Consider the following 24,921-nt stretch of genomic DNA (forward strand, 5'->3'; position numbering starts at 1 on the left):
AGGTCGACGACTGAATAGGTGCATGACCACATCGAGCACTGAACTCAACCACCACTCCACCCCTTTCGCTGGACGGACGGCACTCGTCACCGGATCGACCAGCGGGATCGGCGCCGCGACAGCTCACCTGCTCGCGGCCCGCGGCGCCCACGTCATCGTCAGCGGCCGCGACGCCGCCCGGGGCGACGACATCGTGACGGCCATTCGGGCCGCCGGCGGCAAGGCCGACTTCGTCGCCGCGGATCTGGCCGGGGACGCCGGCACTGTCCGCGAATTCGCTACCCGCGCGATCGCCGTGGCAGGAGGGCGGATCGACATCCTCGTCAACAATGCGGGCACCTACCCTGCCACGCTCACACCGGATCTTCCCGACGCTGCTCTCGACGCGATGCTCGCGGTCAACGTCCGCGCGCCGCATGTACTGGTCGCGCAGATCGCGCCCGGGATGGCGGATCGTGGCAGCGGTGTAATCGTGACGATCGGGTCCTGGATGGCGTTGGTGGGCAGCCCGTTCGCTGCCATGTACACCGCCACCAAAGCAGCCGACCACCAGCTGACCCGTGCCTGGGCCGCCGAGTTCGGTCCACGCGGAGTCCGCGTCAACACCGTAGCCCCCGGCGTCACTCTCACCCCCGGCAACGAAGCAGACCTCGCGATCGTCGAACAGATGGCCGCGACCACCCCGGCCGGTAGTCCGGTCAGCCCTGACGACATCGCCTACGCCGTCGCGTTCCTCGCCTCCGACGAGGCCCGGATGATCCACGGCGCCACCCTCCACGTCGACGGCGGCATCACCGCCACCCGCCTCGCATGACCACGCCGATCACCCGCGCCCTTGTTCTGGGCGGCGGAGGTCCACTGGGCATCGCGTGGCAGGCCGGACTGCTCGGCCGACTTCAGCAACTCGGAATCACCTTCACCGATGCCGACCTCATCGTCGGTACGTCAGCAGGATCGGTTGTCGGTGCGACCCTCGCGACCGGCGGCGACCTGGCCGCACTGGCCCAGCAAGTTACCGGCTCGCTACCGACGCCAGCCGGCACAACCGCGGACATCCCAGCTCTGCAAGCCCTCACGGCCGACACCATCGCGGCCACGGCAACGGCCGAGGAGGCAATGGCACAGATCGGGCAATACGCCCTCGCCGCCGCGACCGTCGACGAGTCCGGCTACGTCGGCACCGAGGTGTTCGCGTCTTTCGCCACCACCGCTTGGCCGGCTGCGTTTCGTTGCACCGGCATCGACGCCACCACAGGCCAACTACGCGTCTGGGACGCGGCGGACGGCTACGACCTGCCCAGCGCGCTGGCCGCCAGTTGCGCCGTGCCATTGCTTTTCCCGCCCATCACAGTAGGAGATTCCCGCTATATGGACGGCGGCATGCTCAGCCCGCTGAATGTCCCGCTCGCCGCCGGATACGACGAGGTCGTCGTGGTGTCCTGCTTCGCGCTCAATCTGCCGGCAGGCATCGTCGACCCCGGCGCTCAACAGCGCCTTGCCGAGATCGACGAACTGCGCACGCAGGGCGCGAAGGTCACCGTGATCGAGCCCAGCCCGCTCTTCCTCGACATCAGCGGATGGGGCGCCAACGTCATGGACACCAGCCGCGCTCAGGCCGCCTACGACGCCGGTACTCAGCAGGCCGAACATCTCAGCCCTGTTGCACAGTGACCACCAAACAGCGGCCGCATTCCTAGCACTGCGGCCATAGGCCTCCCTCGAGCGAAGCCAGGCAATCGGACCGGCGGATCTGGAACGCGTGGATCACTCCCATGCGATCCCAGCGCGCCACGACCCGCACCCCCGATGCTTGGCCGTTCGGGTGATTCGACAACTACTTAGGAGAACTGATGCCACGACAGGATTACCGCAATCAGACCGTCATCATCACCGGCGCCAGTTCCGGAATCGGCGCCTCGTTCGACAAGGCCCTTGCCGCCCGGGGCGCGAACCTGATCCTGGTGGCGCGCCGGCTCGACCGGCTGCAGTCGCTGGCTGCCGAGCTGGAACGGAAACACCAGATCACCGCGACAGCGATAGCGCTCGACCTCACCTCGCCGCACGTCGGCGTGGAGCTGAAGAAGGCCGTGGCCGACGCCGGTCTCACCGCGACCAGCTTGATCAACAACGCCGGATTCGGCACCTTCGGCCAGTTCGTCGACGAAGACCCGGCCCGCCTATCCCAGGAAATCGCGGTGGACGTCACCGCCCCGGTGCAACTGAGCTCCGCGTTCCTGCCGGACATCATCGCGGCGCGCGGCTTCCTCATTAACGTCGCCAGCTTGGCCGCCTACACGCCGACCCCTCGGATGGCTGTCTACGGTGCGACGAAGGCGTTCGTCCTCAGCTTCACCGAGGCGCTTTGGGCCGAGCTGCGCGGTACCGGACTCACCGCTTTCGCCTTATCTCCAGGGGCGACGAGCACCGAGTTCAACGCCGTCGTCGGCACCGACGACGCCACCGCGGGCGCCAAGATGCGCACCCCCGCCGACGTCGTCGCCACCGCCTTGTCCCACCTCGAGAGCCGCAACCCTGGCCCGAGTGTCATCGACGGCCGATCAAACCGCCTGGTCGCGAGCATGGGGCGGCTGGCTCCCCGGCGAACCATCGTCACCATGATGCACCGGCTGACCGATCCGGCCCGCCGAGCGGGCTCGAAGTAGCGGGCACAAGCTTTCACCGATCTGCACAGCGCTATTTGTTGCGTGAGGGCGCTGCGGGCGCAGCCCGGCGACGAGATGAACGTATTTCGCCCGGCCGGCTCCGACAACTGCGTCAGCTTCGTCTGCCCCAGTGACGCGAGCCGTCCATGTGCTGCGGGAGGGAGGCACGGGGCTGAGTTTCAGAGCTTCGGCGCTGCCGCAATCGCCGCGGGTGCTGCGGTCCATCAGCTGCCACCATGGCGGTGGCCTCTGATTTTGCTGTCCCGCATTTGACGTTTCCCAAGGCGAGCGACCATGCATGCTCCAGCCAGTTGAATTTTACCGATCGTTCGGTAAAGTATTTCCATGGGCCGAGCAAGCGCCATCGACGACCACGACCTCCTTGATCGCCTGACGGAAGTTTTTCGCTGTCATGGGTATGCGGGCGCATCCCTGACCGTGTTGTCCCAAGCCGCCGGACTGCAGCGCGCCAGCCTCTACCACCGCTTCCCCGAGGGAAAGCCGGCGATGGCTGCAGCAGTGCTGAACCACGCCGAGCGGATGTTCACAGCGATCCTCGAACCCCTGACCACCGCCCAGCACCCTGCCGACGGCGTTGCCGAGATGGCGCAGCGGATAGGTGCCTTCTACCGCGATGGGCGGAGGGGATGTCTCCTCGACACCATGACGCTCGACGGCGCACCCGACGATATTCGGGTCCGGGCCACAGCCGTGGCGCGTCGCTGGATGCACGGCATGGCAGCGGCCGCGATGCGGTCCGGCGCGAGTCAGGACGAGGCGGAGAGGCGCGCCCACGCAGCCCTTGTAAATATCGAGGGCGCTCTCGTCGTTGCCCGGGTTCTGGACGATCCCACTGAGTTCGACAACACACTCGCTTGGCTGCCGCAACTACTGACCGCTACACCGTCAAGTGCCGCTCCGAATCGAGGCGACGACCGATGAAAAACCCGTCCCACGATGGCGAACGAGCAGTACAGTGCCGCGCAAAGGAAGGCCGCGAAGGCTGGGGCTCACCCATGTTCGATGCGACCATCCCCGGAGCGTTCGCCAAGTTCCTGCTGGACCAGCACATGCTCATCATCGGGGCCTCCGACGACCGCGGCGCCATGTGGTCGACGGTTCTCTCGGGCCGGCCGGGCTTCGTCAACGCTACAGACGAGCGAACCATCGTCATCGACACGGTCCCTGGGCAGGGGGATCCGCTGCAGAGCACCTTCGAGTCTGCCCAAGACATCGGCATCCTCGCTCTGCAGCCGCAGACGCAACGCCGGATTCGCGCCAATGGCGTTGCGACCCGTTCCGGCCACCAACTCGTCGTGCGCACCGAGCAGGTGCTGGGCAACTGCCCGAAGTACCTTCAGCTCCGATCCGTATCCCACGTCGACGAGACCGCTACCAGGGGAACCGCGCAGAGCGCAGCAGAACTGACCGACGATCAGACCCGCTGGATCACGCAGTCCGACACCTTCTTCATTGCCAGTCGATCACCCGAACACGGCGCCGACTCCTCCAGCAGGGGAGGGATGCCCGGGTTCGTGACGGTGGTCGGGACACGGCGGCTCCGCTGGCCAGACTACGCCGGCAATCAGTTCTACATGACCTTGGGCAACATGCATCTCAATCCCGCGATCGGCCTGCTGTTCATCGACTGGGAAAGTGGTCACACACTGCAGCTCACCGGAACAGGCCGCATCGACTGGAACCCCGGAAGCGCTAAGGTCCACCCGGGAGCTCTTCGAGTCATCGAGTTCGACATCGACGAGATCGTTCAGATCAACAACGCAAGCTCGCTGCGATGGCAATTACACGAGTACTCACGACACAACCCGCCATCGAAGTAGGGTGCCGTTCGACCAGCCACGATTTCGGCCGCGACCTGGTGCAGTCGATCCGGCGCCACGAGATAGCCGGCGGTGATGGTTTACGCCAGGATTAGCACCAGGCCGATCACGATCAACATCCAGCGATTTCGAGGAGACTCCGCTTACTGACGTGTCGCGGGTGCTGCTTTCCAGTCCGGGTGGCCGGGCATGGCTGGGAGCTTGGTGCCGTAGAGCCAGGAGCGGAGGAACGGGCCGAGGTCGGTCTTCGCCACCTTCGAGGCTGTGGCGATGAACTCTTCGGTGCTGCCGAGACCGTTGGCGTGTTCGCGGACCCAGGTGCGCTCGATCTGGTTGAACGTCTTGGTGCCGACGGTCTGCTGCAGGGCGTAGAGCACCAACGCGCCACCGCCGTACGCCGCTGAGCTGTACGGACGCGTCGATGCGTTCTCGCCGGGCCATTTGGCCGGATCCGGCTCGGCGATCGGGCCGTTGACCAGCAACTGGTTGCCCTGCTCAACATAGGTGGAACGCATCCGCTCGGACTGACTCATCCGCCCCTTGGCGGCGGACCACTCGCCTTCGTAGAAGACCGCGTGTCCCTCGTTGAGCCAGAGGTCGGACCACTGTTCCGGCGAGACCGAGTTGCCGAACCACTCGTGCGCGATCTCGTGCAGCACGACCGCGTCGGTCCCGTTCTGCTCGAAGCCCTCCTTGGTCATCGCGTCGGCCGACATCAACGTGAGGCCCTGGGTCTCCAGTTCGCCGCCGACGGGTGCGACGTACGCGCCGGCCCGGACACCGGGAAAGCGGCCGAGGCGCTGCTCCATGAATCGCACCGACTCGTCGAACGTCTTCAGTTGCGGCTTGATCTCGGCCAGCCGCGCCGTCGGTACGGCGTACCGTAGGTCCATGCCGTGCGGTCCCTTGGCGTGCACCACCGTGAACGGGCCGACGCCGATCTGCAGCAGTTCGGTGGCGATCTTGCGGTCCTCGCGGAAGACCCGGGTGACCGTCTTGCCGATGGGGGTCGTCCGGATGAGCTTGCCGTTGGCAATGGAGTTCAGCCTCGCGGGGCCGGTGATGCTGATGGTCGCCGGCGCCTTCTGGGCCGGGTGATCGCTGACCGCGAGCATCCGGCGCGCACCGGACGGCTGGTTGATCGCCTGGATCCAGTCGTCGTACTGGATCAGACCTGGCGGGAAGGCGATGGCCGGATCGGTCACGCCGGTGACCTTGCTCCTGACATCCACCTTCACGACGAAACGAGCGTTCTTGGGCACCGCGCGTTTGGGCGTGATCACCAGTTCGCCTTGTGGAGTTGACTTCCAGGTCGCTCGCAGGCCGTTGACCCGTACCGCGGTGACCTCGGGGCCGAGCAGGTCGAGGTCGAACCTGCTCAGGCCGTGCGTCGCGCGACCGGTCAGCGTCGTGCTGGCGGTGTAGTCGGTCAGCTTGTCGTTGAACCGGAACGCCAACTGCTGATCGAGAACGTCGTACCCGCCGTTGCCGAGCTCGGGCCAGACCTTGTCGCCGATCCCAGGCGCGCCCGGGGAGGCGGGTGGTGCGGCGAGGGCGGAGGGGACGGTCAGCCCCGCTCCGAGCGTGGTCAAAGCGAGCGTGGTCGCGACGATGCGACGTTGATTCTTCATAGCCACCAACCTATTGACGGCCCGTCGCGACGACATCACCCCCGAGTCGGCATCCCGGCTCATCCTCAGGTCGTACTTTGACCACCGCAGCAAGATTGGAGGATGACCCTTCCTGAGACATTCCGTGCCGCTGTTCAGCGAGACGGCGCCAATCCCCTTCTGACCTACTACGGCGACGTCACCTCGTATCCGCCACCGGAGACCGGCCCGGCGACACTGAAGTCTAGATTCGGTTGCAACTGAGCATGCTCAAGTGCCTTGGAACGCTGGTCGGCTCGGCGGTCCACGACGGTCCACGACGCTGGGTTGAACGCCGAGCTTGAGCCCTGAAGCCAATTGATCGCGCCAAGTCTGCGCCGGGTGGTGTGACGGGGTCGCGGTGGACCGCGGCGAAGAGGATCGGGGATCAACCTGAACTACATCGGCGCGCTCGATCACTCAGGCCTATGGGTCGTCCGTGAGCAGCCGAGCATGGAACTCCAGTCTCGGAGGCGGCGGACAGCAAGGGTCAGGTCGCGGTGGAAGCTCATCGGGTCCGAGGGGGCCGAGTCTTCTAGGTAGCAGGCTTCCCAGAAGGTGCGGAGGGCTGAGAGTTCTTCTACCAGAGCGCCGTGGTGTGACCAGCATGGTGGGATCACTTTGTGGTCGAGGCGGTAGCGATCGGTTGCCCAGTCGACCCAGGTGGTGAGGCGGTCGAGCTCGTCACGGATGTCGGCGCCGTCCAGATCGCGCCAGCACACGACGTATGGGTCGTTGGTTGGTGGGATGAGACCCAGGGCTCGGGTCAGGTCGTCGGTCATGTGGTCTCGAAGATGCTGTGACGGATCTGCTCGGCGTCCGCGCGGTCGGTCCACGGGGTCATCTTCAGGAGTATCGGCGGTGCTGTGCGGGCGAGCAGTACGCCGGTACCGAACGGCAGCGTTCGGATGACGTCGGGCGGGAGAATCGCGATCCGGCGGGTGTTGGTCGAGATTGTGCGGCCGCCGTCGGCTCCGCGGCTCCAGTTGCGTAGTTCTTCGTCTCGTTCGCCGCAGACGGCGCTGAGGTCCTGGAGGTCGCGGGTCTGTGCTGAGCCGCCGAGGATGAGGCGGAGGGTAGCGGCGTCCCACATCGCCGCGGCGGCCTGCTCGCCCCAGCGATCGCGTGATTGAGCGAGGGACTGGATGACGACGAGCGTGGAGATGCCGGAGCCTCCGCCATCTGCCATCAGGGACGGCAGGGAAGGTACTGCGCAGAGGTTGGCGATCTCGTCGAGCACCAGAGACAACGGTGGTTCCAGGCGCCCACCAAGGTTCTTGGCGGCCATCTGCCGGGCTGATTCGGTGATGTCCTCGAGCAGGGCCGCGATGAAGGACGAGGTTGCACTGGCGCCCGCGCCTGTACCAAGGAGATAGATGGTGCCCTTCTCTCGGATGAAGGTGGCCGGGTCTAGGCCCTCCCCCGGCGGTGGGTCGAAGGCCTTGCGGACGGCAGGATCGGCGAGCGCGGAGAGGGCGGAGCGGACGCCGGCCCAGATCGCGTCACGGGTCCGGCTTTCCATGCGGACGATGCCGTCCAAGGTGTCTCCCCAGCCCTCGGCTGCGATCGAGGACTGGTTCAGGATGGTGACGGCTTCGATGGCCGAGGCCGGTTCGAGCCCCCAGCGGTAGAGCTGGGCGATCCCGGTGTCGTCGATGGCTGCGGCGTGCAGGAGACCGCGCAACGCCATCTCGGTCTGGCCGTGCCAGAACGCGCCGTCCGATACCCCGCCTTTGGCGAAGCCGGCGCCTGCAGCGAGTCCGGTTGCCCGAACCATGGCGGTACCGGGGTTCTCGCATCCACGAACCGGTGACCACCGGATTCCCTCGGTCTTCGACAGCCCCTGCGGATCGAAGGCAGCCACCGGACCTATCGTTCGGCGCCGCCCGAGAGTTGCGACGAGATTGTCCGGCCGAGTCGAGGTGGTGACGACTGCGCCAGGTGCGTCGATGATGGCACCGATGATCTGATGCAGCCCTTTGCCTGAACGGGGCGGGCCGACGACGATGACCGAGTCCTCGACCGATGCCCAGCATCCACTCCCCCGCGAGTGCCCTAGCAAGGTTCCAACCTCGGTCGGTGAGTTGCCCGATGCGAGAGGCCGCGCTGAGCGACCACGTCGTACCACCTGACGGCGACCCACCGCGGCTTCGACATCGGCCTTGGTCGCCAACCCGGGGCGTGCGGCCAATGCCGTGCCCCGGCTGGATGCTCCGGCCCTCCGCCGAACAATCAGCCGACCAACACCTATCCCGCACGCCAGCGGACCACCAATCAGCAAACTGAGAACGACCCAGTACGTCGTCGGTGGCAACTCATCTCGCTCCAGCCCGAACGCGGCGGCGGGGTTGCCGGGATGCAGTGGTACGCCAAGTGCGTCGATCCAAGCGCTGTCGACCCATCTGCCGGTTGTCACAAGGCAGCCGAGGCCGCCAGCCAGGTACAACATGCCGGCACAAGCCAGTACCACCGCTGCGGCGGCGATCGCCAGGTCCGTCGTCTCGGTCGGCGCTTTGGGGCGGTTTGGTCGCATGCTCACATCCGCCCATCCGTGTCGAAGAGCTGCACCTCGCGGACGTGGCGAACCAACTGCACCACGAACGACCTGCTCGGCAGACGCCAGAGCGCCCGACCTTTGGGCAGTTTGGCAATCGTCGCAATCTCCACATCGGTGAGGCCGAGCAGGCTCGCTGTGCGGGCGAGCTGGTCCGACTCCTGCCGGAGCATGATTCGCGTCGAACAGTCTGCGAGTAGACCTTCCGCAAGCGCTCGCGCCTCTGATCCCAGATCTCCGACAGCAGCCAGGTCGGACAGCCGGTGCACGATCAGAACATTGGAGATGCCCCAAGCCCGTGAAAGTTTCCACTGCTCCTGCATCCGGCGGAGCAGCGCCGGGTCCCGCATGACGCGCCAGCCCTCGTCGTACACGATGTAGCGGTTGCCGCCAGCAGGATCGGCGACGGCTGCCTCCAGCCACGATGATGCACAGGCCAGAGTGAGGCGGAGCGCCTGGTCGTTGCCGCCGCTACCAATCCAGGACGAGTCCAACGAGACCATCGGCGCGGCCGGATCGAACTCGGTGGTCGACGGCCCGTCGAACATGCCAGACAGATCTCCATGCACCAGACGCCTGATCGCGTGAGCGACCTCCCGACCGTCGGTGGTCAGGCTGCTCGCTTTCAGTCCTGCACGTTCGGCACAGCGGCTGTCCGGTGTGAACAGCGCCACCACTACATCGGGGATTGTCGGGTCGGGCACTTGGGCGCAGACGGTCTCCAGGGCGAGGTCCAGAGCGGTGTGTTCGATGGCAGCCAGCGGGCGGCCGAGGGTTGACTCGGCCAAGGTGCCGAGTAGCGCACGTCGGCGGGACCAGACGATGCGGTCCCACTCATCGGTTGCGACAGCGTCTGGTCGGCGACCGGCGTCGAGTGGATTCAGGCGCGTCGGCAGGCCGGGGCCGAGTTTGATCGCCGTACCGCCCATAGCTTCGGTCACCGACGTCCACTCCCCCTTCGGATCACACGGGATGTAGGCCTTGTGGCCAAGCGCGATCGATCGCGTAATCAAGGCCTTCGCTGTCGAGGACTTGCCGCTCCCGATGACGCCGGCCAGCAAAATGTTCGGGTTCGTGATGATCCGGCTTTGGTAGAGAACCCACGGGTCGTAGACGAACGACCCTCCACTGAACACATCAGAGCCGATATAGGTGCCGTCGGCCCCTAGACCACCTTCCGCGAGAAACGGATAGGCAACCTGAGCGATCCGAGTCGTTGCGCGGTGAGCGTCGACGAGAAGATCCATCACAGTCCAATCCCGAACGGCAGGGCGCCTGCGAGAAAGCCGTCGGCCTGCTGACCGACCAGGCGTCGAAGATCCAGGAGGGCTTGCGTTGCGGCGATCTCGACCTCCATACATGCGTCGTCAAGCTTCTCCTCATCATCCGCAGAGACGACGACCAGTCCAAGCCAGCGGACGTCGCCGTGGCCAGCGGCCAGATCGCGTTCGCGTTGTGCGACGTCCGCGTCCTGCTGTCGGTCCTCTTCTGTTTCCAATTGCCCGATTCGCTTCCGAGTCGTTCGGTCGGTGATCCGCTCGACCTGGTGCCGTCGGGCGTCGCGCAGCGCCCTGGCCATCGGGATCGGCTGCAGCACCAAGGTGAAGGTTCGTCGGATCCCCGGCTTCAATAGCAGCGGACTCAGAAACGACGGAGTCGTCCGAACCCTCGGCCACTCCGAGATGACATAGACCCGGTGAAACGACGAGTCGGTCCTGAGCAAGTCCCAGTCGGCATCAATCGCCAGAGGACTGACATCAGCGGCCTCGGAGACCTTCGGACCCCGCACGGCCTTCGGATCGAAAGCGAGTCGCAGACTCATCGTCAGATCGTCCGCGGCAAGCCAGGTACCGACAACTCCTGCCGACGCCAAGGAAGTCTGAAACGCTCGTGCCTCGGACTCCAGTACGGCGACAGCTCCCGTGATTCCGCCGCCGTGCTTGCGCACCTCCCGAGATACCGCATCGAGATTCACGGCGAAGGCGAACAACGTCTCGTGTTTCGCGGCGGCCGGCGCCGCTCTGTCGAGCAGGTCGGTATAGATCGCACCTGCAGACGTTCTGGCGTCGACGTTCCGCCGCTTCGCCCAGGCGCCGACCTCATCGCCTGGATCGGGCAAGGTCCGCTCCAGGATCTGTGCCCTTGCAATCCGGTTGCCGTGACACAATCCCGCGATCATCTGCCCGTACGCCGTGACGCGCCGGTCCTGCTCGTCGGAGTTCTGCAGGAGGTGCGCCGGTCCCTCAATTCGGGCCACCGCGATGAGCCTGTTTCTCCGCTTGTCGTGGACGATCCCGATCCTTGAGTTCCAGCTCAGCAGTTCCAGCTTTTCACCGGGCAACTGGAGTCGGCCGTGGTTGCGCGGCTGCATCACACGAGCCCGATATGAGCGTGGCCGCCAAAACGACACAGCTCGCAGGACCAGCCAGCGGTGCATCGGTAGCCCTTCAGCTTTTGCGAAGGCAACTACCAGGATCAGACCTGCGGCGACCATCCCGACCGACTTCACCACCGGCGTCGCCGTGGTGACGACTGCGAGTGTCGAAGTGAGAACCGCCGCCGCCACTAACGCCACCTGGATTGGACGAAGCCCAAGCAGGACGGCATTGCGTTCTGGACGAGGAAATCGAGTCGACAGTGTGGACATCAGCGGCTTCCCCCGTCGGTGTCGTGATCAGCCTGGGCGCCTGGACCGTCCGAGGTGTTGACCGATACTTCGCTGGTCGAGGTGGCGATGGCCGTTGGTGTGTCGCCGGTATCGCTAGCCGGTAATGCAGGTGGGACAACCGCACTGGCTGTCTCAGATGCCGTCGAGCCGGCGTCTGCTTGGTCCGCTGGCGGATGGGAAGCATCGCCGCTCACACTCGCTTCGTCGCCTGCAACGTTCGAGTCGCCGTTGCCCATCGACTCCTCCGTCCAGCCATGCGCGCTCGTTAAGTCACCTTCGTCGCCCACGATCGGACCCGGGCCTCCTTCACCGGAGCCGCCAAAGTGGTCGGCGCCGATGGCCCGAGCTTGATCGACCTGGCTCTTTGCCGCAGTTGCTCCCGACAAACCCTGTTGGATTGCGTGGCCAGCCGCCTGGCTGTGATCGCCGGCCCAATGGATGAAGGTGAACGTCGCGAACGGCGCCAAGGCCGCCATCGCCAGGAGAAGGACACCCGCCAAGAACGTCCCGACGCTCGCTTCTCCCGACGGGGTGGTGTTGCCGGTAGCAGAGATTCCTACTGCGAACACCACTGCCATCGCGACCTTGGAGAACACGAGGGCACCGACTACTTCGACGTATCGGCGCAGCCAGTGCCTACTGGCTGACCAGGTCCAACTGGCCAGCGCGAGTGGCACGAACACGCCGAACGCGACGATCGCGACATCGCGCAGCAGCATCACGACGTACAGGGAGATGATCGCGATCAAGCCGAGGAACACTGCCACCAGAAGAAATCCACCGAGGGTTCCCACCGACAGCAGGCTGCCGATGTCGACCATGCGTTTCAGCCCGTCCGCGGTGGCTTCGTTGCCGATGATCGCCAGTGAGATCTCATCGACGGCTTTGCCGCTCGCTGCCAGGATCGCGATTGCGAAGGGCACGCCGACGGTGCCGATCACAGCACCGACCAGCGCGTGACCAAGGCGGCCCGGCTCGCGGCGTATGGCTGCCGACACGCATTGCAGTACGAACAGTCCGACAAGCAGCGGTAAGGAGATGGTGACCATCAAGTCGAGGTTGTCGTTCCACCACTGCTGGTCGAAACGGGGCGACGTGCTCGAGCTGAACTCGCTGAAGACAATGGTGGTGATGTCGGCCAGGCCACGGGCAGCCCAGCGTAGGAAGGAGTCCCAGACCGAGTTGGTGGCCGCGTTGGTGCCGCTGTCGATGACGCAGGTCACGGGGTTGAGGAGACAGTCCGACCACGCCATCGCGGTCAGCCGAGGTTGATGTTGCTGAAAAAGCGGATGAGCGTGTTCGCCGACCCGATCAGGATCGCGGCGCCGGCAGCCACCAAGCAGCCGACCTTTCCTTTGCCCGCAGCATGACCGTTGCTGTTGAAGCTGCCCCATGCCCACGCAACTGCGGAGATGACGAAGGCCGCCACGCAAAGAACCAGGCTGAAGGTGAGAAGAGCTCCGACCATCTGCCGCAGTGCCGGCAGTCCGGGCAGGCCGGTTCCGTTCGGGCTGACGCCAGGGTCCTGAAGCGGAAGCAACATGTACACGAGAGGTCCTTCAGTAGATGGGTGGGGCCCAGCCGAGGTAGGTCGCACCCCAGCGGGACTCGATGAGGCCGAACTCGACGTCGTAGACGCCGCCTTCGCCCGGGAATCGGTCGTTGATGTCGTTCGAGACGATGCGGCCGTTGCCGATGTAGACGGCGACGTGGCCGAACGGACCGCCGGTAGACCAGAACAGGAGAGCGCCGACCGGGAACTGTCTGTCATGCAGATGGGCCTTGCCGGTTGCAGCCATCTGGCGCCACTGCTCTGCTGCGGAGTAGTACCCGGAGCGTGGTCTGCCCCAGATGTTCGCGGCGAGCCTTGCGCACAGCTGGTAGTAGCCGTGACCACCAACGAGTCGGTGCGCCCGGCCTACCGCTTCGGCTGAGCCAGGAAGCCCGCCAGTGTCGCCTCCTGCATCCCCACCGGTGTCGCCCCCTGTGTCGACACCGGTAGGTGGCTCGCAGTCTTCAGGTGGTGGTTCTGTCGGTGTTGCGACGCAGAGGTCTGAGCCGCCGACCGCGATCGCGAGTGGCGCGATCAGACCGATGCCGCTGATCAGCAGCGCACCGGCTAGCGCCAGCTTGCCGATCACGGCTTGATCTGAGCCGTCGCTGACCAGAACTTGCAGATCGACGTACAGACCACGCCGACGGCTGCCTGGCGATCCGCGACGATGGTCTCGGTGTCGAGTACGACGGTCTGCTTTCCGTGGACTACGAAGCCGGTCCAGCCCTCGGGAGCTGCAGCACTCTGCTGCAGCTGCTTCATCTCCGGAGTGATCTCCGCGGTGATGTAATCGACCGAGGCTCTCGCGTGGTGCAGCTCGAGCTGCTGCCACTCGGGTAGCAGCGGCAAGAGGCTTCTGGCGATGCGAGGGCCCTCGCCCACTGGGTCGGCGAAAACGCTGACTGCGTCCTGCCAGTCGTCGAAGTTGTGCTTCGCGGTGTCGTAGGTCCAGATCGCGCGGGCGTATCCGATCGCCATCGCTTTCGGGTCGGTGGTTGCCGGTCGGGTCCAGGCCTCGAGCCTCGCCGACCGCTCGTGCTGCTCGCTCGGCAGGATCGTGGGTTCGGCTGTTGCCTTCTCCGGCTCGTCCCAGCCAGGTGAACTGAAGACGAGAACGAGGACGACCGTGACGACGGTCAGAACGATGGCGACGGGCAGCACCAGCTGTGGGCGGATGGAGTGGTTCACGTCAGATTCCTCTCTTGGGGACGGCAGTACGCCGCAGCCATCTCAAGCCGGCAGCCGCCACGGGCGGAGGCAGAAGGCGCGGGCCGGCGAGCAGGCGCAGGTACAGCCCGAACTGGGCGCGGTAGTAGCGGATGAGCCAGTTGTGTCGGCGAATCTCAGTCATGCCGGGATCAACGGTCGAGCTCGGCAACTTTGGGATCAGGCGGATCTAGCGAGGTCGCGCCCGGAGTACTCGCTAGTCCATCGGCCGAAAAACCGCAGGTCACGGCCGGCCGCCGCTTTCAGCCACTTGCGGACCGTGAGGTCTTCGAACACCTGCGTGTCGGGTTGCCCGGCCGCAAGTCGCGCAAGTGCCGATGGCCGAGACGGACTGCCTCGTACAAGCCAGGCAAGCGCTTCTGCTTGTGACTCCGTCACCCCGCTGAGGCGGAGTCGCGAGATGATGGTCGATCGGTAGAAGGGAGGCCCGTCGGCCGCCACTCGCATCAGCTCTCGGCCTACCGCGCTTGGCAGGCCGTGCTGCTCCAGCTCTGCGACGATCCGGTCCAAATGAGCGCCGAGCATCGGTACCTCTGGTGTCTCGACATCAGGCACCGGGTGGGTGACTGGGTGGCGCTGCCGACGCACCACCTCGGCTCGTACGGCGTCGATCAGACGCCACCGGACGTGATTTGCCAGGTAGCCCCAGGAGATACCGGCTCGGGGTGGCTTGACCGCGAGTTCGTGACACCTCTCCCAGGCAATCACCCGAGCGAGTTGCGAAGCCTCGTCCCGGCCGAGATTGGTCTTCAGCCAGAGCGGCAACGGCAGCACAATGCGATGCTCGATCGCTTCGGCCAACTGCCGAGCAGGCTCGTTCTTCCACGCTGCCTGAGCAGCGGCTCTGATGAGTACCTCCAAATCGTCTTCCATGGCAATCAATCTGATGCCGATGAGCCGCCTTCTGAACCTGGATCACAAGATCAAGGACTCCTTGAATCCAGCTCGGGATCGGTCTCCAGATCGCTGGCCGTGGCTCCGCTGCTGCCACGGCGATCGACGGAGGCGAGGATCTCTCGCGACACGACTCGCTCCTCCAGGTGAAGTTGCCGCGCAAGCCTGGCGACCTGACCGGCGATCTGCTCGTGCGGGAGCCTGACCACCAGCGGCGCGACTGCCCGCAGTGCACCGACTTGACCGCTGACGTGGTCGAGAACCTTTCCCCACCGCGCCAACTCGACGTCGATAGCGAACTCGACTCCCGATCGTGCATGCGTCAGGGTTGCGCGCAGGACCCCTGGTGCCGATCTGAACAACGACGCCGGATCGTCACCGCTCGGGAGTTCTGCGACCAGCACCGATCGGAACTCCGCGGCGAGGACATCGAGCCCACGCTCGGTACTGCGTTGTCCACCCGGATCGCCGTCGAGCATCACAATGACCGTGTCTCCGACCGTATGTCGCCTGACGATCGCCGCCTGCTCCGCGGTGATCGCCGTACCGCAGGTGGCAGCGCCTGCCCACTCATCGCCGACCAGGCTGACGGCCACCGCATCTGTGGGCCCTTCAACCACGACCGGCACGGCACCCCTGGCCAGTCGATCCCGCTGCGCATCCAGCCCCACCAGCGACCGACGTTTGGCATAGATTCGAGTGGTCGGCGAGCCGAGATACTTCGGCTCACCGGCGCGAGCGCGCGCGACGAAACCGACAGGTCGCAAGTCGATGTCGTGAGCCACAAACGTCAAACGGTCATGGAGACGGTCAACCAAGTAGCCTGACCGGATCGGTTTGGCCAAGCCGGCCGCGACCATCGAGTCGTCATCGAATCCGGCCGACCTCAAGTGGTCGACCAGCCGAGACCATCCAGTTGGCGCATAGCCGACCGACCACGTGCTGTCGGACGACAGCACCGCACCCAGATGTCGATCGACCAATAGGCGCGCGGCCCAAGTACGGCAGTTGCTCTGCAACTGGGCACGGTAGAACGCCGTTGCGGCCTCATGCACCCGGAAGAGCCTGTCCATCGGTCACAAACCCAGGTCTGGGTCATCAGTACTGGGCATATAGAAGTGGTGCCCACTGCCCTCCGGACCGTCCGTTTGCTGCGCCACACGAAGGTCAGCGATCAGCTCGAACGGACGAGGGCTGATGAGCAGCGGTCCGGGCCCACGTTGAAACACCTGGACGTTGTCGAAGACAGCCGTCAGATCGAGAGCGTTCTGCGCCGCAAGTTCAGCGCCCGATGGATCTGGCATAACGGTGACGATCACCCGGCTGGTCCTGCTGTACTGCCGCAGGATCCGCGCCTGAGCGCCCGTCGGTGACGCTTCGACCAGCGGAATACCTACCCAGCGATTCCTGCCCGAATACTGCTGTGCCAGTTGGATGCCGATCGCGTCGAGCGGATGATCGACGAGCACCGCCGTCGCACCAGCCTCGAGCGCATCGATCTGCTCCCGTACGCCGACGAGCGCCTCCGATGGTCGATGTACCGGCGTCTCCGGCGTGATCGCCTGCGCCTTGCCATCGCGACTCACGCCCACGAACCCCACCGGGTCCAGCCGCTGGTCACGCGACACGACGACCAACTGATCCTGATAGCGGTCAACCACCCGGCCGTCGTCGGTCCAACTCATCAGCCCGGCTCGCATCAGCGTTTCACGTCCGAAGCCCTTCTTCTGCAGGTGGTCGATCGCCCGGGTTCCGCCTTCAGGTGCGTAGCCGACCTGCCAGCTGGACCTACATTTCAGAACGGCTTCGACACCCCAGTCCCCAAGAACTTCCGCGGGCCATGATGAGGTAGTTCGCAGCAGCTCCTGCTGGTAGAAGATGGCCGCCTCTGCGTTTGCCTCATGCAACAACCTTTGTTCCGGCGATGGAACCGATCCACGTGCGATGTCACCCATCTCAACCTCCGAAGCGCGCTACTCGAGCTGACGCGTCGAAGATCGCGGCCACGCGACCTGCTCGGAACCCCGATCAACAGTTCAAGGACACAGACCCGGGCCCGGATCGTCGATCTCCAGTGACGTGTGCTGCGTTCCGTTGTCGTTCAGGCCGTTGCGATAGCCGGTCAAAGGCCTGGCCAACGACAGATGGGTCAGCAAGGACTGACGCCCACTCGGTGTGTGCGCCAAAGTGGACATCGCATCACCGCGAGGCAACGGAACCGTCTGGATCCGATCGAAGTACAGAGCAAGATCAAGCGCGTTCCCAGTCGCTCTCTGCCGACTCTCGCGCGTCTCCGCCGGCAGCATCACGATCGCTTGATCAGTCTCGCTATAGCGCGCCAAGATACGAGCCTGAAAAGTGGAGACTGGCGACCCACACAGCGGGATCCCGATGTACTTCTTCGTCGTCGCACGGCTCAACTGTTCAATCGCCATGGCATCCGTCGGACGATCAACAATCACCGGCACGGCACCACCGCTGAGCAGGTCGATCTGCTCACGCAGACCCACCAGAGAATTCGACAGACGATTCACCTGACTCTCAGGCGCCGGCAAGCGAATCTCCCCCTCCCGGTCGATCCCGACGATTCCCACCGGCGCCAGCCGCTCGTTACGAGCAATGAACACGATCCGGTCGCGATTTCGGTCGATCGCCGAACCGTCGTCCGACCAGGTCGTCAACCCAGCCCGCACCAAGGTAGCGAGCTCAAACCCCCGCTTCTGCAAGTGATCGGTCAGTCGCGCCCAACTGTCAGGCGCATACCCGACCTTCCAAGTCGCCCCAGGCGCCAAGCTCTTCTCCAAGCCTCGCTCCTTGAGGAACCGCGGCGGCCACCCTTCGGTTGCCAACAGCAACTCACGCCGGAAGAACTTGCCCGCCTCCTCGACGGCCTCATGCATCCGCTGCCGTTCTGGCCCCGTAATACCGAACCCGGGAACGATGACCTCACCCATCACAACCTCCGAACCGCAACCAAGAGCTGTCGCAGTCGAAGATCGCCGCTTGCCTCGAAGGTCAGAACCCAGATTCAGGATTCCAGGAGTCAGCAACCAAGGATTCAGATCTGCGGACCATGTGTTGATTCAGCGTCGTTCTCAGGAGTCCGACCAACCGGATCTCGCCATATCACCCGGCTCTCGGCCCGTGACAGCTGCTTGCCTGCGGAATCGATCGCCCCGTCCAGCAATTCCACAAGTCGCCGTATGCTCCACCGCAGCTTCTGTTCACCGTGTTCATGAGTCATGCGACGAAACATCGCTCCGACAGTTGAAATGGAGAACCACGATCCGGAAGTCCAGGACCCGATCTGGCTGACGAGCGGCTTAGATCAGGTCACGATGTAACGGAGCGTGTTCGATTCCGGATACACCCGGTAACGCGGCGACTTGGCGTAATGGCTGGTCGCGCGTCCGCGGTTGGGGGACGACATGGGCTACTACGGTGATGAGCAGAGCTTTCAACTGCTGACGGCGAGTTCTCGCCTGCGTTGGCGGGACGCCCAAAGAGGGGCGCTCGGGGTACTCCTGGGTCATTGGTCGCTACCCCGCCAGCCGCCGGCACTGATCTCATTGCCGACAGGTTCGGGGAAGACCGCCGTCGCTCTGGCTGCTCCACATCTACTGCAGTCGACTCGTGTACTGGTGGTTGTGCCAAGCCGCGATCTGCGCAGACAGACAGTCGACGCGTTTCAGAGCCAGGAGGTACTGCGACGGATCGGTGCTTTAAGTGGCGCATCGAACCCGACCGTCCTCGAGCTCTCAGGAACCAGTGATGACTGGAGTCGACTGTACGGGGCCGACGTCGTCGTCGCACTTCCTAACGCGATCAGCCCGGCGTACTACACGGACGGCATTCTGCCTCCGAAAAGCCTGTTCGACCTGGTGATCGTCGACGAAGCGCACCACTCGCCGGCACCGACTTGGCGCGCGATCCTCGACCATTTCGGCGATTCCGCTGCTCTGTTACTGACCGCGACGCCACGGCGGCGGGACCGCCAGCAGCTTCCGGGAACGGAGCTCTACCACTACCCGATCAGCCTCGCGCTGGACAACGGATCATACAAACCTGTTGAGCCGAAGATCCTCAACCTGCCGGACAACCCGACGCAAGACAGCGTCGACCACTTGATCGCGTCCGAGGCGATCCGATTGGCCGGGCAACCCGAGCACGCGACAAGCTCGATCATGGTCAGGGCCCGGACCCGTCAACGCGCCACAGCCCTGGCAGAGCTCTACAGCAGCATGGGTATCGAGGTCGAGACGCTCCACAGCGAGATGGCAGAGAGCAAGCGTGAGAATCTGGTGAGCCGCGTTCGCTCCGGAGAGTGTCGTGCGGTTGCGGTCGTCAACATGCTCGGCGAGGGCTTCGATCTTCCGAGGCTCCGTATCGCTGCCTATCACGACAAACACCGATCGCTGGCGGCCACGACGCAGTTCCTCGGACGACTTGCGCGGGTGGACAAGGCCTACCCACAGCCGTCGGTGCTCATCACCGCTCAAGATCGCGACGTGTACCCGCACCTCCAAGGCGCCGTACGCGAGCTCTACGCTGAGGACGCGGACTGGGGTCAGGTACTTCCGGGCTTGATCGACGCCGACATTGCTGAGGCCCGCGCAGATCGAACCTACGTCGAAGCGTTCTCCTCGGCGCCCCCGAGCCTCGCACTGAATGCCGTCACGCCCTCGTGCTCGGTGGTCCTGTACGAGGTCGGCACCCAGTCCGGGTACGAACCGCAGATCGCCACCGGGCAGGTACCGGACGAACTCGTCGAGGGCCGACGCCTGGGAGGGCAGACCATCATTTACAGCGCGGTCAATCCGACCAACTCGACCCTGGTGATCGTCACGACCGCGACGAGCCGGCCACGCTGGCACTCGTCGAGTCCTGGACTTGACGCACCGACGTACGACCTTCATCTGGTCACGTGGATCCGTTCACCGCGAATCGACGAACCGCACCTTCTACTCGTTAACAGCGGGGACGGCACAATCCGGAATCAGCTGCGAGTCGCCCTCGGCGCCGAGCCACACGCGAAGATGACAGATCCCCAGCGGTTGCAGGATGCCTTCGACGCTCTCGACCGAATCTCCGTATCGTCGGTCGGCGTACGCAACACCTACAGCGGAAGTCCTGGAGTTCCGTCGTACACCATGTTCTCGGGAAGCGGCGTCGATCGTGGCCTCCGTGCCGCTGATACCGACCAGCGTGCGCTGGGCCACGCGATCGCACAGGTCGGCTCCGGGCCAGGCTCGTTCTCGGCCGGCGTCGCGACGGGAAAGAGCAAGTACTGGGAGGGCCGCTATCTGTCCTTGCGTAACTACGAGGTTTTCGCCGCCGATCTGGCGTCCAGGTACTGGTTACCGACCGCCTCTGCGGCGGGCCGGCTGCTTCCCAACGTGGTACGAGGGCGCCGACTTAGCGCGTTTCCTGACTCCTACGTTGCGCTCATCGAACATAGCCCGAGTATCCGAAATATGGGGTGGCGAGATCAGAGTGATCTACCGGTCGCGATCCTCGATCTTCGAATCGATCCGAGCGGATCCCGCACCGACGAGCGGCTTCCCCTGATCGCCACCGCCCCAGCGGATCCCGACGTACCGGTCTGGCAGGGCTACCAAGACCTCGAGGGACGCTTTCATTGCTCGGGCAGATCACTTGAGGTTCACCTCGGCTTCGCGTCCGGCATGCAGTTGGAAGACCTGTTGTCCGCCAAGCCGCCGACCATCTTTTTTCTTGACGGACAGACCTGCATCGGACCGGTGATCTACGACTCCCGCGGTCCACGCACATCGCTACCTCCAGTGCTCTACCGCTCGCTTCCCTGGCTGGGTGTAGATCTGGAAGCCGAGACGAAGAAGAAGGCGGCGGAGAAGATGGTCGGCCGTTCGATTCACGAGGAACTCGAGACGTATCTACAGGCGCAGCCCAAGCGCGCCAAACATCGATGGATCCTCTGCAACGACGGTAGCGGTGAGATCGCTGACTACATAGTGATCGAGGCCGACCCCGGCAGGCACGTCACCCTCTCGCTTTGGCACGCCAAGGCCGCTGGCAACTCCACTCCCGGCGTACGAGTCAACGACATGCAGACGGTGACTCAGCAGGCGATCAAGAGTCGTGGCTACATCACGGACCCGGGACTCTGGCGAACGATCGGCGCCCGCCTCGCCGGCGAAGACTCACCGAAGATCACGTTCGTCGAAGGCAACGAGCGCCTACTCCGGCTCCTCTGCGGCAAGAATCCTGACCATCCACACTGGGGCTTCGCGCACCGACCGCCGCCCATCGCAGCAGGAAGGGTCGCAATCGCACAACCCGGTCTCTCGATCAGCATGCTGCACACCGCCCTGGAGAAGACCTCGCCGACGCTGGCGGCAAAACAGATTAGGGAGTTCCTGACCGTCCTCCACGACGCCGCCTCCACCATCGCCGAGATCGAACTGCTCACGAACAACTGAGACTCAGCACAGCTCTTAGTCTTACTCACAGAAATGGACGGCGTTAATCGGTCAGCCTGATAAGCGATGGTTACTCTCGTCCGAAGGGTGCCGCCAGCTTTTGGTCGACGACGCGACATTGCCCCAACCGCAGCCCACTAGAGCGGTGCTATGGGGATCGATCTGGCAGTCCGGGCGAGATGTTCACTGTCGACGCGACCTTCCGCCGTACTGCGCCCTCGGTGCGAGTAGAACGCCAGCGGCCCAGCGAGCTACGAGCCGATCTGTTATCGCCTGACTCGGCCGTCCCTGCGTTGCGGCTGCAGTTCGGCCTGGTGAATGTGATCCAGGCCGAAGCTGAAGGGTACTGGGCGTGGGCGATCGTGGAGACCCCTGCGACACACGGGTGTCCGGATCGAGGAGATGACCTGCAACGCCGAGGCGTGACTGACCGAGGCGCAGATCGGCGTGGCTCGGCGAGGTCGCGGCGCTGGAGGAGTCCCCGAAGCATTTGCGTCAGCACCGGCTGGAGGCGGAGAACTAACTGTTCGCCGGACTCGATCAGTCCCGTTGATCAGGTCTCGGGCAGGGTTTCGACATCATCGCGAGTGAGGTCGGTACGGTGACGCACCAGCCGCAGGAGATGGCGATAGTGCCCGGCCTGCAAAGCGGCCTCGGCAGCGACCTCGACCACGACGGTGGGTCGGACCTTGATCATCGGAGTCTTGCTGCCGCGACCCCAATGGGTAGCGATCTCATCTGGCCACGGGTGCCGGGCGCCAGCTGACGGCGAAGGCGCACGGCCGCTGGGTTACCGACCTGGGGCTGTGCCGCGCCGAGGCGATCGTCGAGGCTCAGACCGGCGACGCGCGCGCCGCCGCCGACCAACTCCGCTCCTCGCTGCCGGACCAGCACCCCTATCCGCTGGAACTGGCCCGCGCCTGGCTGGTCCTGGGCGGACTGGAGCGTCGCGCGCGGCGCAGGACCGCGGCGCGAACCGCTCTGCTGGAAGCCGTCCGCCGTTTCCGGATGGCCGACTGCCTGCCTTGGCTACATCGCGCAGAGGCGGAGCTTGCCCGGCTCGACAGTGCGCAGACCACACTGTCAGCGCTGGAGCAGCAGATCGTAACCAGCGTCGTCGCCGGCCGAACCAACCGCCAGATTGCCGCCGACCTGCACCTCTCCCTGAAGGCGATCGAGGCGAACCTCACCCGCATCTACCGCAAACTCGGTATCTGAACCCGCAGCGAACTCCACGCCGGCTGACGCAGCGCCAGCTGATGCACGGGATCCTCAGACTTGTCCGGGCTCCAACCGTTTCGCCGTCTTCGGACAGTCGGTTCAGTCGTCGGCCCGGACGAGTACGGCCGGGCCGTGAAGCTTGGCGTCACCGTCGGCGCCGAACCGCAGATCTCCGCCCAGCAACTGATGCCAGAACTGCCCGAGCGACAGCGGATCCGCGCAGCCAGAAGGAGAACCCGGTCCGGCCCGCGGTCATCTGGATGCTTATCGTTCACAACGTGACGACGCCTCTGCACTCTGCGGTGAAAGCGCGACTAGTGACGCTGCTGGAAACGCTCGGCCCGGGTGCACTCCTGCCTCCTGAGCGCGTGCTCGCGGCGGAGTACGGCGTATCCCGCTGGACGCTGCGTCAAGCGGTTCGCGAACTGGTCGCCGAGGGCCGGCTGTCGTCCCGTCAGGGACAAGGCACCTTCATCGCGGGTCCGAAGGTGATTCAGCCGCTCGCGTTGGTCAGCTATACCGAATCGCTGCGTGACCAAGGTCTGCGGCCGAGCCGTCAGACCGTCCGCTTCGACATCCTGCAAGCCGATGCGGAGCTCGCGACTCGACTCGGAGTGAACGTCGGAGATCCGGCCTACCTACTGGAGCGGATACTGCTCGCCGACGATCAGCCGATCGGTGTGGAGACGACTCGACTGTCGGTGAGCCGGTTTCCAGGACTGCGAGATGCGCTCGACCCGGCCGGGTCGCTGTACCGCTGTCTGATCGAGGAGTTCGGCGTCCGTTTCGGTGACGGTGAGGAGGTCGTCGAGACTGTGCTCGCCTCGCCACGAGAGGCGGATCTCCTGAAAGCCACGCAGTCGCTGCCGATGCTCCTGCTGCAGCGCATCAGCCGCGACACCAACGGTACGCCGATCGAAGCGGTCCGCTCCCTGTACCGCGGTGACCGGGTGGGGTTTCGAGCAACCTTGCGCCCTTGACCGGCCGAGTTCACCTGGCCGACACCGTCCGTCCGCCGGATCGCAATTGGTCCGGACCAATCTCGCCGACAGGTCGAGCGAGAGGAACTGGACATGCGGGTAGTGATCGTTGGTGGAGGTGTACTCGGCACCTTCCACGCCCGAGAGGCAGTACGCCGTGGCCACCAGGTGGTGCAGGTGGAGCGCGAACTGGAGGCGCGCGGGGCAAGCGTCCGCAATTTCGGCCTGGTCTGGGTGAGCGGACGGGCCTCCGGGCCTGAGCTGGCCACGGCGCAACGGGCCCGCGAGTTGTGGGCTGACGTTCCGGGCATCAGCTTTCGGCCGGCCGGATCCCTGACGGTCTGCAGGACCGATGCCGAACTGGCTGTCGCCCGAGAGGCGGCCGAAGGCCTTGAGGCCGCCGACCGAGGCTTCCGGCTGCTCAACGCCGACGAGACCCGCAAGCGCAACCCGGCGCTGCGCGGTGACCTCCTCGGGTCGCTGGAATGCACGCGTGACGCCATCGTCGAACCTCGCGAGTTGCTTCCCGCCCTGCGGGCGGAGCTCGCGAAATCCGAGCGCTACGAGTTCCGCCCCGGACGGGAGATCCGGGCGATCGTCGGTCGGCAGCTACGCACCGACCACGGCGAGCGTCTCGACGCCGACCTGATCTTCGTGTGCACCGGCGCCACCCACAGCGGCTTGATCCGGGAACTCGCCGGTGAGCTGCCGGTCCGCCGCGTCCGCTTGCAGATGATGCAGACCGCACCGCTCGACGAGGAACTCACCACCGCGGTCGCCGATGCGGACAGCTTCCGTTACTACCCGGCGTACCGCGGACCAGCCCTCGACTCACTTGGGGCACAGCAACCCCAGTGCCCGGTTGCCGAGGCCAACGCCATGCAGCTCTTGATGGTCCAGCGACAGCATGGCGGACTGACCATCGGTGACACCCACGAGTACGACGAGCCCTTCCCGTTCGACGTCACCAGCGAGCCCTACGACTACCTTCAGCAGACCGTGGAAGCTCTGCTCGGCAGGCCGCTGCCTCCGATCGTCCGCCGGTGGGCCGGCGTGTACTCGCAGGCGACCACTCCCGGCGAAGTCGTCGTACGCCGAACCGCCGCTGACGGCGTCCACGTGGTGACCGGACCGGGAGGCCGCGGGATGACCATGTCTCCGGCCATCGCGGAGGAGAGCTTCGACCAGCTGGCGCAGTGAGCCGAGTTGTC

General features: G+C 65.0%; 24 protein-coding genes. 9 read left to right on the plus strand and 15 right to left on the minus strand.

Annotation, left to right across the window (positions count from 1 at the left end; all coding sequences use genetic code 11):
* Positions 1-22: 22 nt before the first annotated feature.
* From OX958_RS31035 to OX958_RS31055, 5 genes are all read left to right on the plus strand, one after another.
* Positions 23-814 carry an SDR family NAD(P)-dependent oxidoreductase gene (locus OX958_RS31035; RefSeq protein WP_270133674.1) on the plus strand — a complete coding sequence of 264 codons (792 nt, stop codon included), beginning with the start codon at positions 23-25 and terminating at the stop codon, positions 812-814.
* On the plus strand, positions 811-1,671 hold the full coding sequence (locus OX958_RS31040; protein ID WP_270133675.1) for a patatin-like phospholipase family protein: 861 nt from the start codon (positions 811-813) through the stop codon (positions 1,669-1,671). The genes OX958_RS31035 and OX958_RS31040 overlap by 4 nt, the downstream gene beginning before the upstream one ends.
* Positions 1,672-1,850: 179 nt before the next feature.
* A complete protein-coding gene (locus tag OX958_RS31045) occupies positions 1,851-2,663 on the plus strand; it encodes an SDR family NAD(P)-dependent oxidoreductase (protein ID WP_270133677.1) in 813 nt (270 codons plus the stop codon).
* Between the two features lie 345 nt (positions 2,664-3,008).
* On the plus strand, positions 3,009-3,605 hold the full coding sequence (locus OX958_RS31050; protein ID WP_270133678.1) for a TetR/AcrR family transcriptional regulator: 597 nt from the start codon (positions 3,009-3,011) through the stop codon (positions 3,603-3,605).
* Positions 3,602-4,504, plus strand: a complete 903-nt coding sequence (locus tag OX958_RS31055) for a pyridoxamine 5'-phosphate oxidase family protein (RefSeq protein WP_270133679.1) — start codon at positions 3,602-3,604, stop codon at positions 4,502-4,504. Before OX958_RS31050 ends, OX958_RS31055 begins: the two co-directional genes overlap by 4 nt.
* Before the next feature lie 143 nt (positions 4,505-4,647).
* Here the strand turns inward: OX958_RS31055 and OX958_RS31060 are convergent, their stop codons facing one another.
* From OX958_RS31060 to OX958_RS31125, 14 genes are all read right to left on the minus strand, one after another.
* Complete coding sequence (locus tag OX958_RS31060; RefSeq protein WP_270133680.1) at positions 4,648-6,135, minus strand: M1 family metallopeptidase; 1,488 nt, start codon at positions 6,133-6,135, stop codon at positions 4,648-4,650.
* A gap of 434 nt (positions 6,136-6,569) precedes the next feature.
* Positions 6,570-6,935 carry a hypothetical protein gene (locus tag OX958_RS31065; protein WP_270133681.1) on the minus strand — a complete coding sequence of 122 codons (366 nt, stop codon included), beginning with the start codon at positions 6,933-6,935 and terminating at the stop codon, positions 6,570-6,572.
* Positions 6,932-8,686 (minus strand): type IV secretory system conjugative DNA transfer family protein, encoded by a 1,755-nt coding sequence (locus tag OX958_RS31070; RefSeq protein ID WP_333486454.1) that lies wholly within the window; start codon positions 8,684-8,686, stop codon positions 6,932-6,934. Before OX958_RS31070 ends, OX958_RS31065 begins: the two co-directional genes overlap by 4 nt.
* A 2-nt stretch (positions 8,687-8,688) precedes the next feature.
* A complete protein-coding gene (locus tag OX958_RS31075; protein ID WP_270133682.1) occupies positions 8,689-9,954 on the minus strand; it encodes an ATP-binding protein in 1,266 nt (421 codons plus the stop codon).
* Positions 9,954-11,354 (minus strand): SCO6880 family protein, encoded by a 1,401-nt coding sequence (locus tag OX958_RS31080; protein WP_270133684.1) that lies wholly within the window; start codon positions 11,352-11,354, stop codon positions 9,954-9,956. The genes OX958_RS31075 and OX958_RS31080 overlap by 1 nt, the downstream gene beginning before the upstream one ends.
* Positions 11,354-12,598, minus strand: coding sequence for a hypothetical protein (locus OX958_RS31085; RefSeq protein WP_270133686.1), 1,245 nt, complete (start codon positions 12,596-12,598; stop codon positions 11,354-11,356). Before OX958_RS31085 ends, OX958_RS31080 begins: the two co-directional genes overlap by 1 nt.
* A 35-nt stretch (positions 12,599-12,633) precedes the next feature.
* Positions 12,634-12,918 (minus strand): DUF6112 family protein, encoded by a 285-nt coding sequence (locus OX958_RS31090; RefSeq protein ID WP_270133687.1) that lies wholly within the window; start codon positions 12,916-12,918, stop codon positions 12,634-12,636.
* Between the two features lie 16 nt (positions 12,919-12,934).
* Positions 12,935-13,516, minus strand: coding sequence for an NlpC/P60 family protein (locus OX958_RS31095; protein ID WP_270133689.1), 582 nt, complete (start codon positions 13,514-13,516; stop codon positions 12,935-12,937).
* The gene (locus tag OX958_RS31100) at positions 13,513-14,118 is read right to left on the minus strand and encodes a hypothetical protein (RefSeq protein ID WP_270133691.1); all 606 of its coding nucleotides are present in this window, start codon (positions 14,116-14,118) and stop codon (positions 13,513-13,515) included. The genes OX958_RS31095 and OX958_RS31100 overlap by 4 nt, the downstream gene beginning before the upstream one ends.
* Before the next feature lies 1 nt (position 14,119).
* A complete protein-coding gene (locus OX958_RS31105; RefSeq protein WP_270133692.1) occupies positions 14,120-14,281 on the minus strand; it encodes a hypothetical protein in 162 nt (53 codons plus the stop codon).
* A gap of 35 nt (positions 14,282-14,316) precedes the next feature.
* Complete coding sequence (locus OX958_RS31110) at positions 14,317-15,030, minus strand: hypothetical protein (protein WP_270133693.1); 714 nt, start codon at positions 15,028-15,030, stop codon at positions 14,317-14,319.
* 50 nt (positions 15,031-15,080) lie between these two features.
* Entirely contained in the window at positions 15,081-16,124 is a 1,044-nt protein-coding gene (locus OX958_RS31115) for a toprim domain-containing protein (protein ID WP_270133695.1), read from the minus strand.
* Positions 16,125-16,127: 3 nt separating this feature from the next.
* Positions 16,128-17,006 (minus strand): hypothetical protein, encoded by an 879-nt coding sequence (locus OX958_RS31120; RefSeq protein ID WP_270133696.1) that lies wholly within the window; start codon positions 17,004-17,006, stop codon positions 16,128-16,130.
* Between the two features lie 81 nt (positions 17,007-17,087).
* On the minus strand, positions 17,088-18,005 hold the full coding sequence (locus OX958_RS31125) for a hypothetical protein (RefSeq protein WP_270133698.1): 918 nt from the start codon (positions 18,003-18,005) through the stop codon (positions 17,088-17,090).
* Positions 18,006-18,479: 474 nt separating this feature from the next.
* On the opposite strand from OX958_RS31125, the gene OX958_RS31130 reads away from it, so the two are divergent.
* Positions 18,480-21,509, plus strand: a complete 3,030-nt coding sequence (locus OX958_RS31130) for a DEAD/DEAH box helicase (protein WP_270133699.1) — start codon at positions 18,480-18,482, stop codon at positions 21,507-21,509.
* A 553-nt stretch (positions 21,510-22,062) separates the two neighbouring features.
* Here OX958_RS31130 and OX958_RS31135 read toward each other — a convergent pair.
* Complete coding sequence (locus OX958_RS31135) at positions 22,063-22,206, minus strand: hypothetical protein (protein ID WP_270133701.1); 144 nt, start codon at positions 22,204-22,206, stop codon at positions 22,063-22,065.
* Between the two features lie 311 nt (positions 22,207-22,517).
* On the opposite strand from OX958_RS31135, the gene OX958_RS31140 reads away from it, so the two are divergent.
* From OX958_RS31140 to OX958_RS31150, 3 genes are all read left to right on the plus strand, one after another.
* Positions 22,518-22,727, plus strand: a complete 210-nt coding sequence (locus OX958_RS31140; protein WP_270133702.1) for a LuxR C-terminal-related transcriptional regulator — start codon at positions 22,518-22,520, stop codon at positions 22,725-22,727.
* A gap of 281 nt (positions 22,728-23,008) precedes the next feature.
* The gene (locus tag OX958_RS31145) at positions 23,009-23,710 is read left to right on the plus strand and encodes a GntR family transcriptional regulator (RefSeq protein ID WP_270133703.1); all 702 of its coding nucleotides are present in this window, start codon (positions 23,009-23,011) and stop codon (positions 23,708-23,710) included.
* A gap of 93 nt (positions 23,711-23,803) precedes the next feature.
* A complete protein-coding gene (locus OX958_RS31150) occupies positions 23,804-24,910 on the plus strand; it encodes a TIGR03364 family FAD-dependent oxidoreductase (protein WP_270133704.1) in 1,107 nt (368 codons plus the stop codon).
* Positions 24,911-24,921 lie beyond the last annotated feature (11 nt).

It is taken from the genome of Kribbella sp. CA-293567 (genome assembly GCF_027627575.1).
In the GTDB taxonomy this organism is placed as follows: domain Bacteria; phylum Actinomycetota; class Actinomycetes; order Propionibacteriales; family Kribbellaceae; genus Kribbella.

Bases quoted from the DNA above. Each gene is read 5' to 3' on its own strand.
- OX958_RS31115 (WP_270133695.1), bottom strand. From the start codon at position 16,124: ATGGACAGGCTCTTCCGGGTGCATGAGGCCGCAACGGCGTTCTACCGT.
- OX958_RS31045 (WP_270133677.1), top strand. From the start codon at position 1,851: ATGCCACGACAGGATTACCGCAATCAGACCGTCATCATCACCGGCGCC.
- OX958_RS31070 (WP_333486454.1), bottom strand. From the start codon at position 8,686: ATGCGACCAAACCGCCCCAAAGCGCCGACCGAGACGACGGACCTGGCG.
- OX958_RS31050 (WP_270133678.1), top strand. From the start codon at position 3,009: ATGGGCCGAGCAAGCGCCATCGACGACCACGACCTCCTTGATCGCCTG.
- OX958_RS31075 (WP_270133682.1), bottom strand. From the start codon at position 9,954: ATGGATCTTCTCGTCGACGCTCACCGCGCAACGACTCGGATCGCTCAG.
- OX958_RS31140 (WP_270133702.1), top strand. From the start codon at position 22,518: ATGGCCGACTGCCTGCCTTGGCTACATCGCGCAGAGGCGGAGCTTGCC.
- OX958_RS31065 (WP_270133681.1), bottom strand. From the start codon at position 6,935: ATGACCGACGACCTGACCCGAGCCCTGGGTCTCATCCCACCAACCAAC.
- OX958_RS31135 (WP_270133701.1), bottom strand. From the start codon at position 22,206: ATGATCAAGGTCCGACCCACCGTCGTGGTCGAGGTCGCTGCCGAGGCC.
- OX958_RS31080 (WP_270133684.1), bottom strand. From the start codon at position 11,354: ATGTCCACACTGTCGACTCGATTTCCTCGTCCAGAACGCAATGCCGTC.
- OX958_RS31125 (WP_270133698.1), bottom strand. From the start codon at position 18,005: ATGGGTGAGGTCATCGTTCCCGGGTTCGGTATTACGGGGCCAGAACGG.
- OX958_RS31090 (WP_270133687.1), bottom strand. From the start codon at position 12,918: ATGTTGCTTCCGCTTCAGGACCCTGGCGTCAGCCCGAACGGAACCGGC.
- OX958_RS31060 (WP_270133680.1), bottom strand. From the start codon at position 6,135: ATGAAGAATCAACGTCGCATCGTCGCGACCACGCTCGCTTTGACCACG.
- OX958_RS31110 (WP_270133693.1), bottom strand. From the start codon at position 15,030: ATGGAAGACGATTTGGAGGTACTCATCAGAGCCGCTGCTCAGGCAGCG.
- OX958_RS31105 (WP_270133692.1), bottom strand. From the start codon at position 14,281: ATGACTGAGATTCGCCGACACAACTGGCTCATCCGCTACTACCGCGCC.
- OX958_RS31055 (WP_270133679.1), top strand. From the start codon at position 3,602: ATGAAAAACCCGTCCCACGATGGCGAACGAGCAGTACAGTGCCGCGCA.
- OX958_RS31040 (WP_270133675.1), top strand. From the start codon at position 811: ATGACCACGCCGATCACCCGCGCCCTTGTTCTGGGCGGCGGAGGTCCA.
- OX958_RS31150 (WP_270133704.1), top strand. From the start codon at position 23,804: ATGCGGGTAGTGATCGTTGGTGGAGGTGTACTCGGCACCTTCCACGCC.
- OX958_RS31130 (WP_270133699.1), top strand. From the start codon at position 18,480: ATGGGCTACTACGGTGATGAGCAGAGCTTTCAACTGCTGACGGCGAGT.
- OX958_RS31120 (WP_270133696.1), bottom strand. From the start codon at position 17,006: ATGGGTGACATCGCACGTGGATCGGTTCCATCGCCGGAACAAAGGTTG.
- OX958_RS31035 (WP_270133674.1), top strand. From the start codon at position 23: ATGACCACATCGAGCACTGAACTCAACCACCACTCCACCCCTTTCGCT.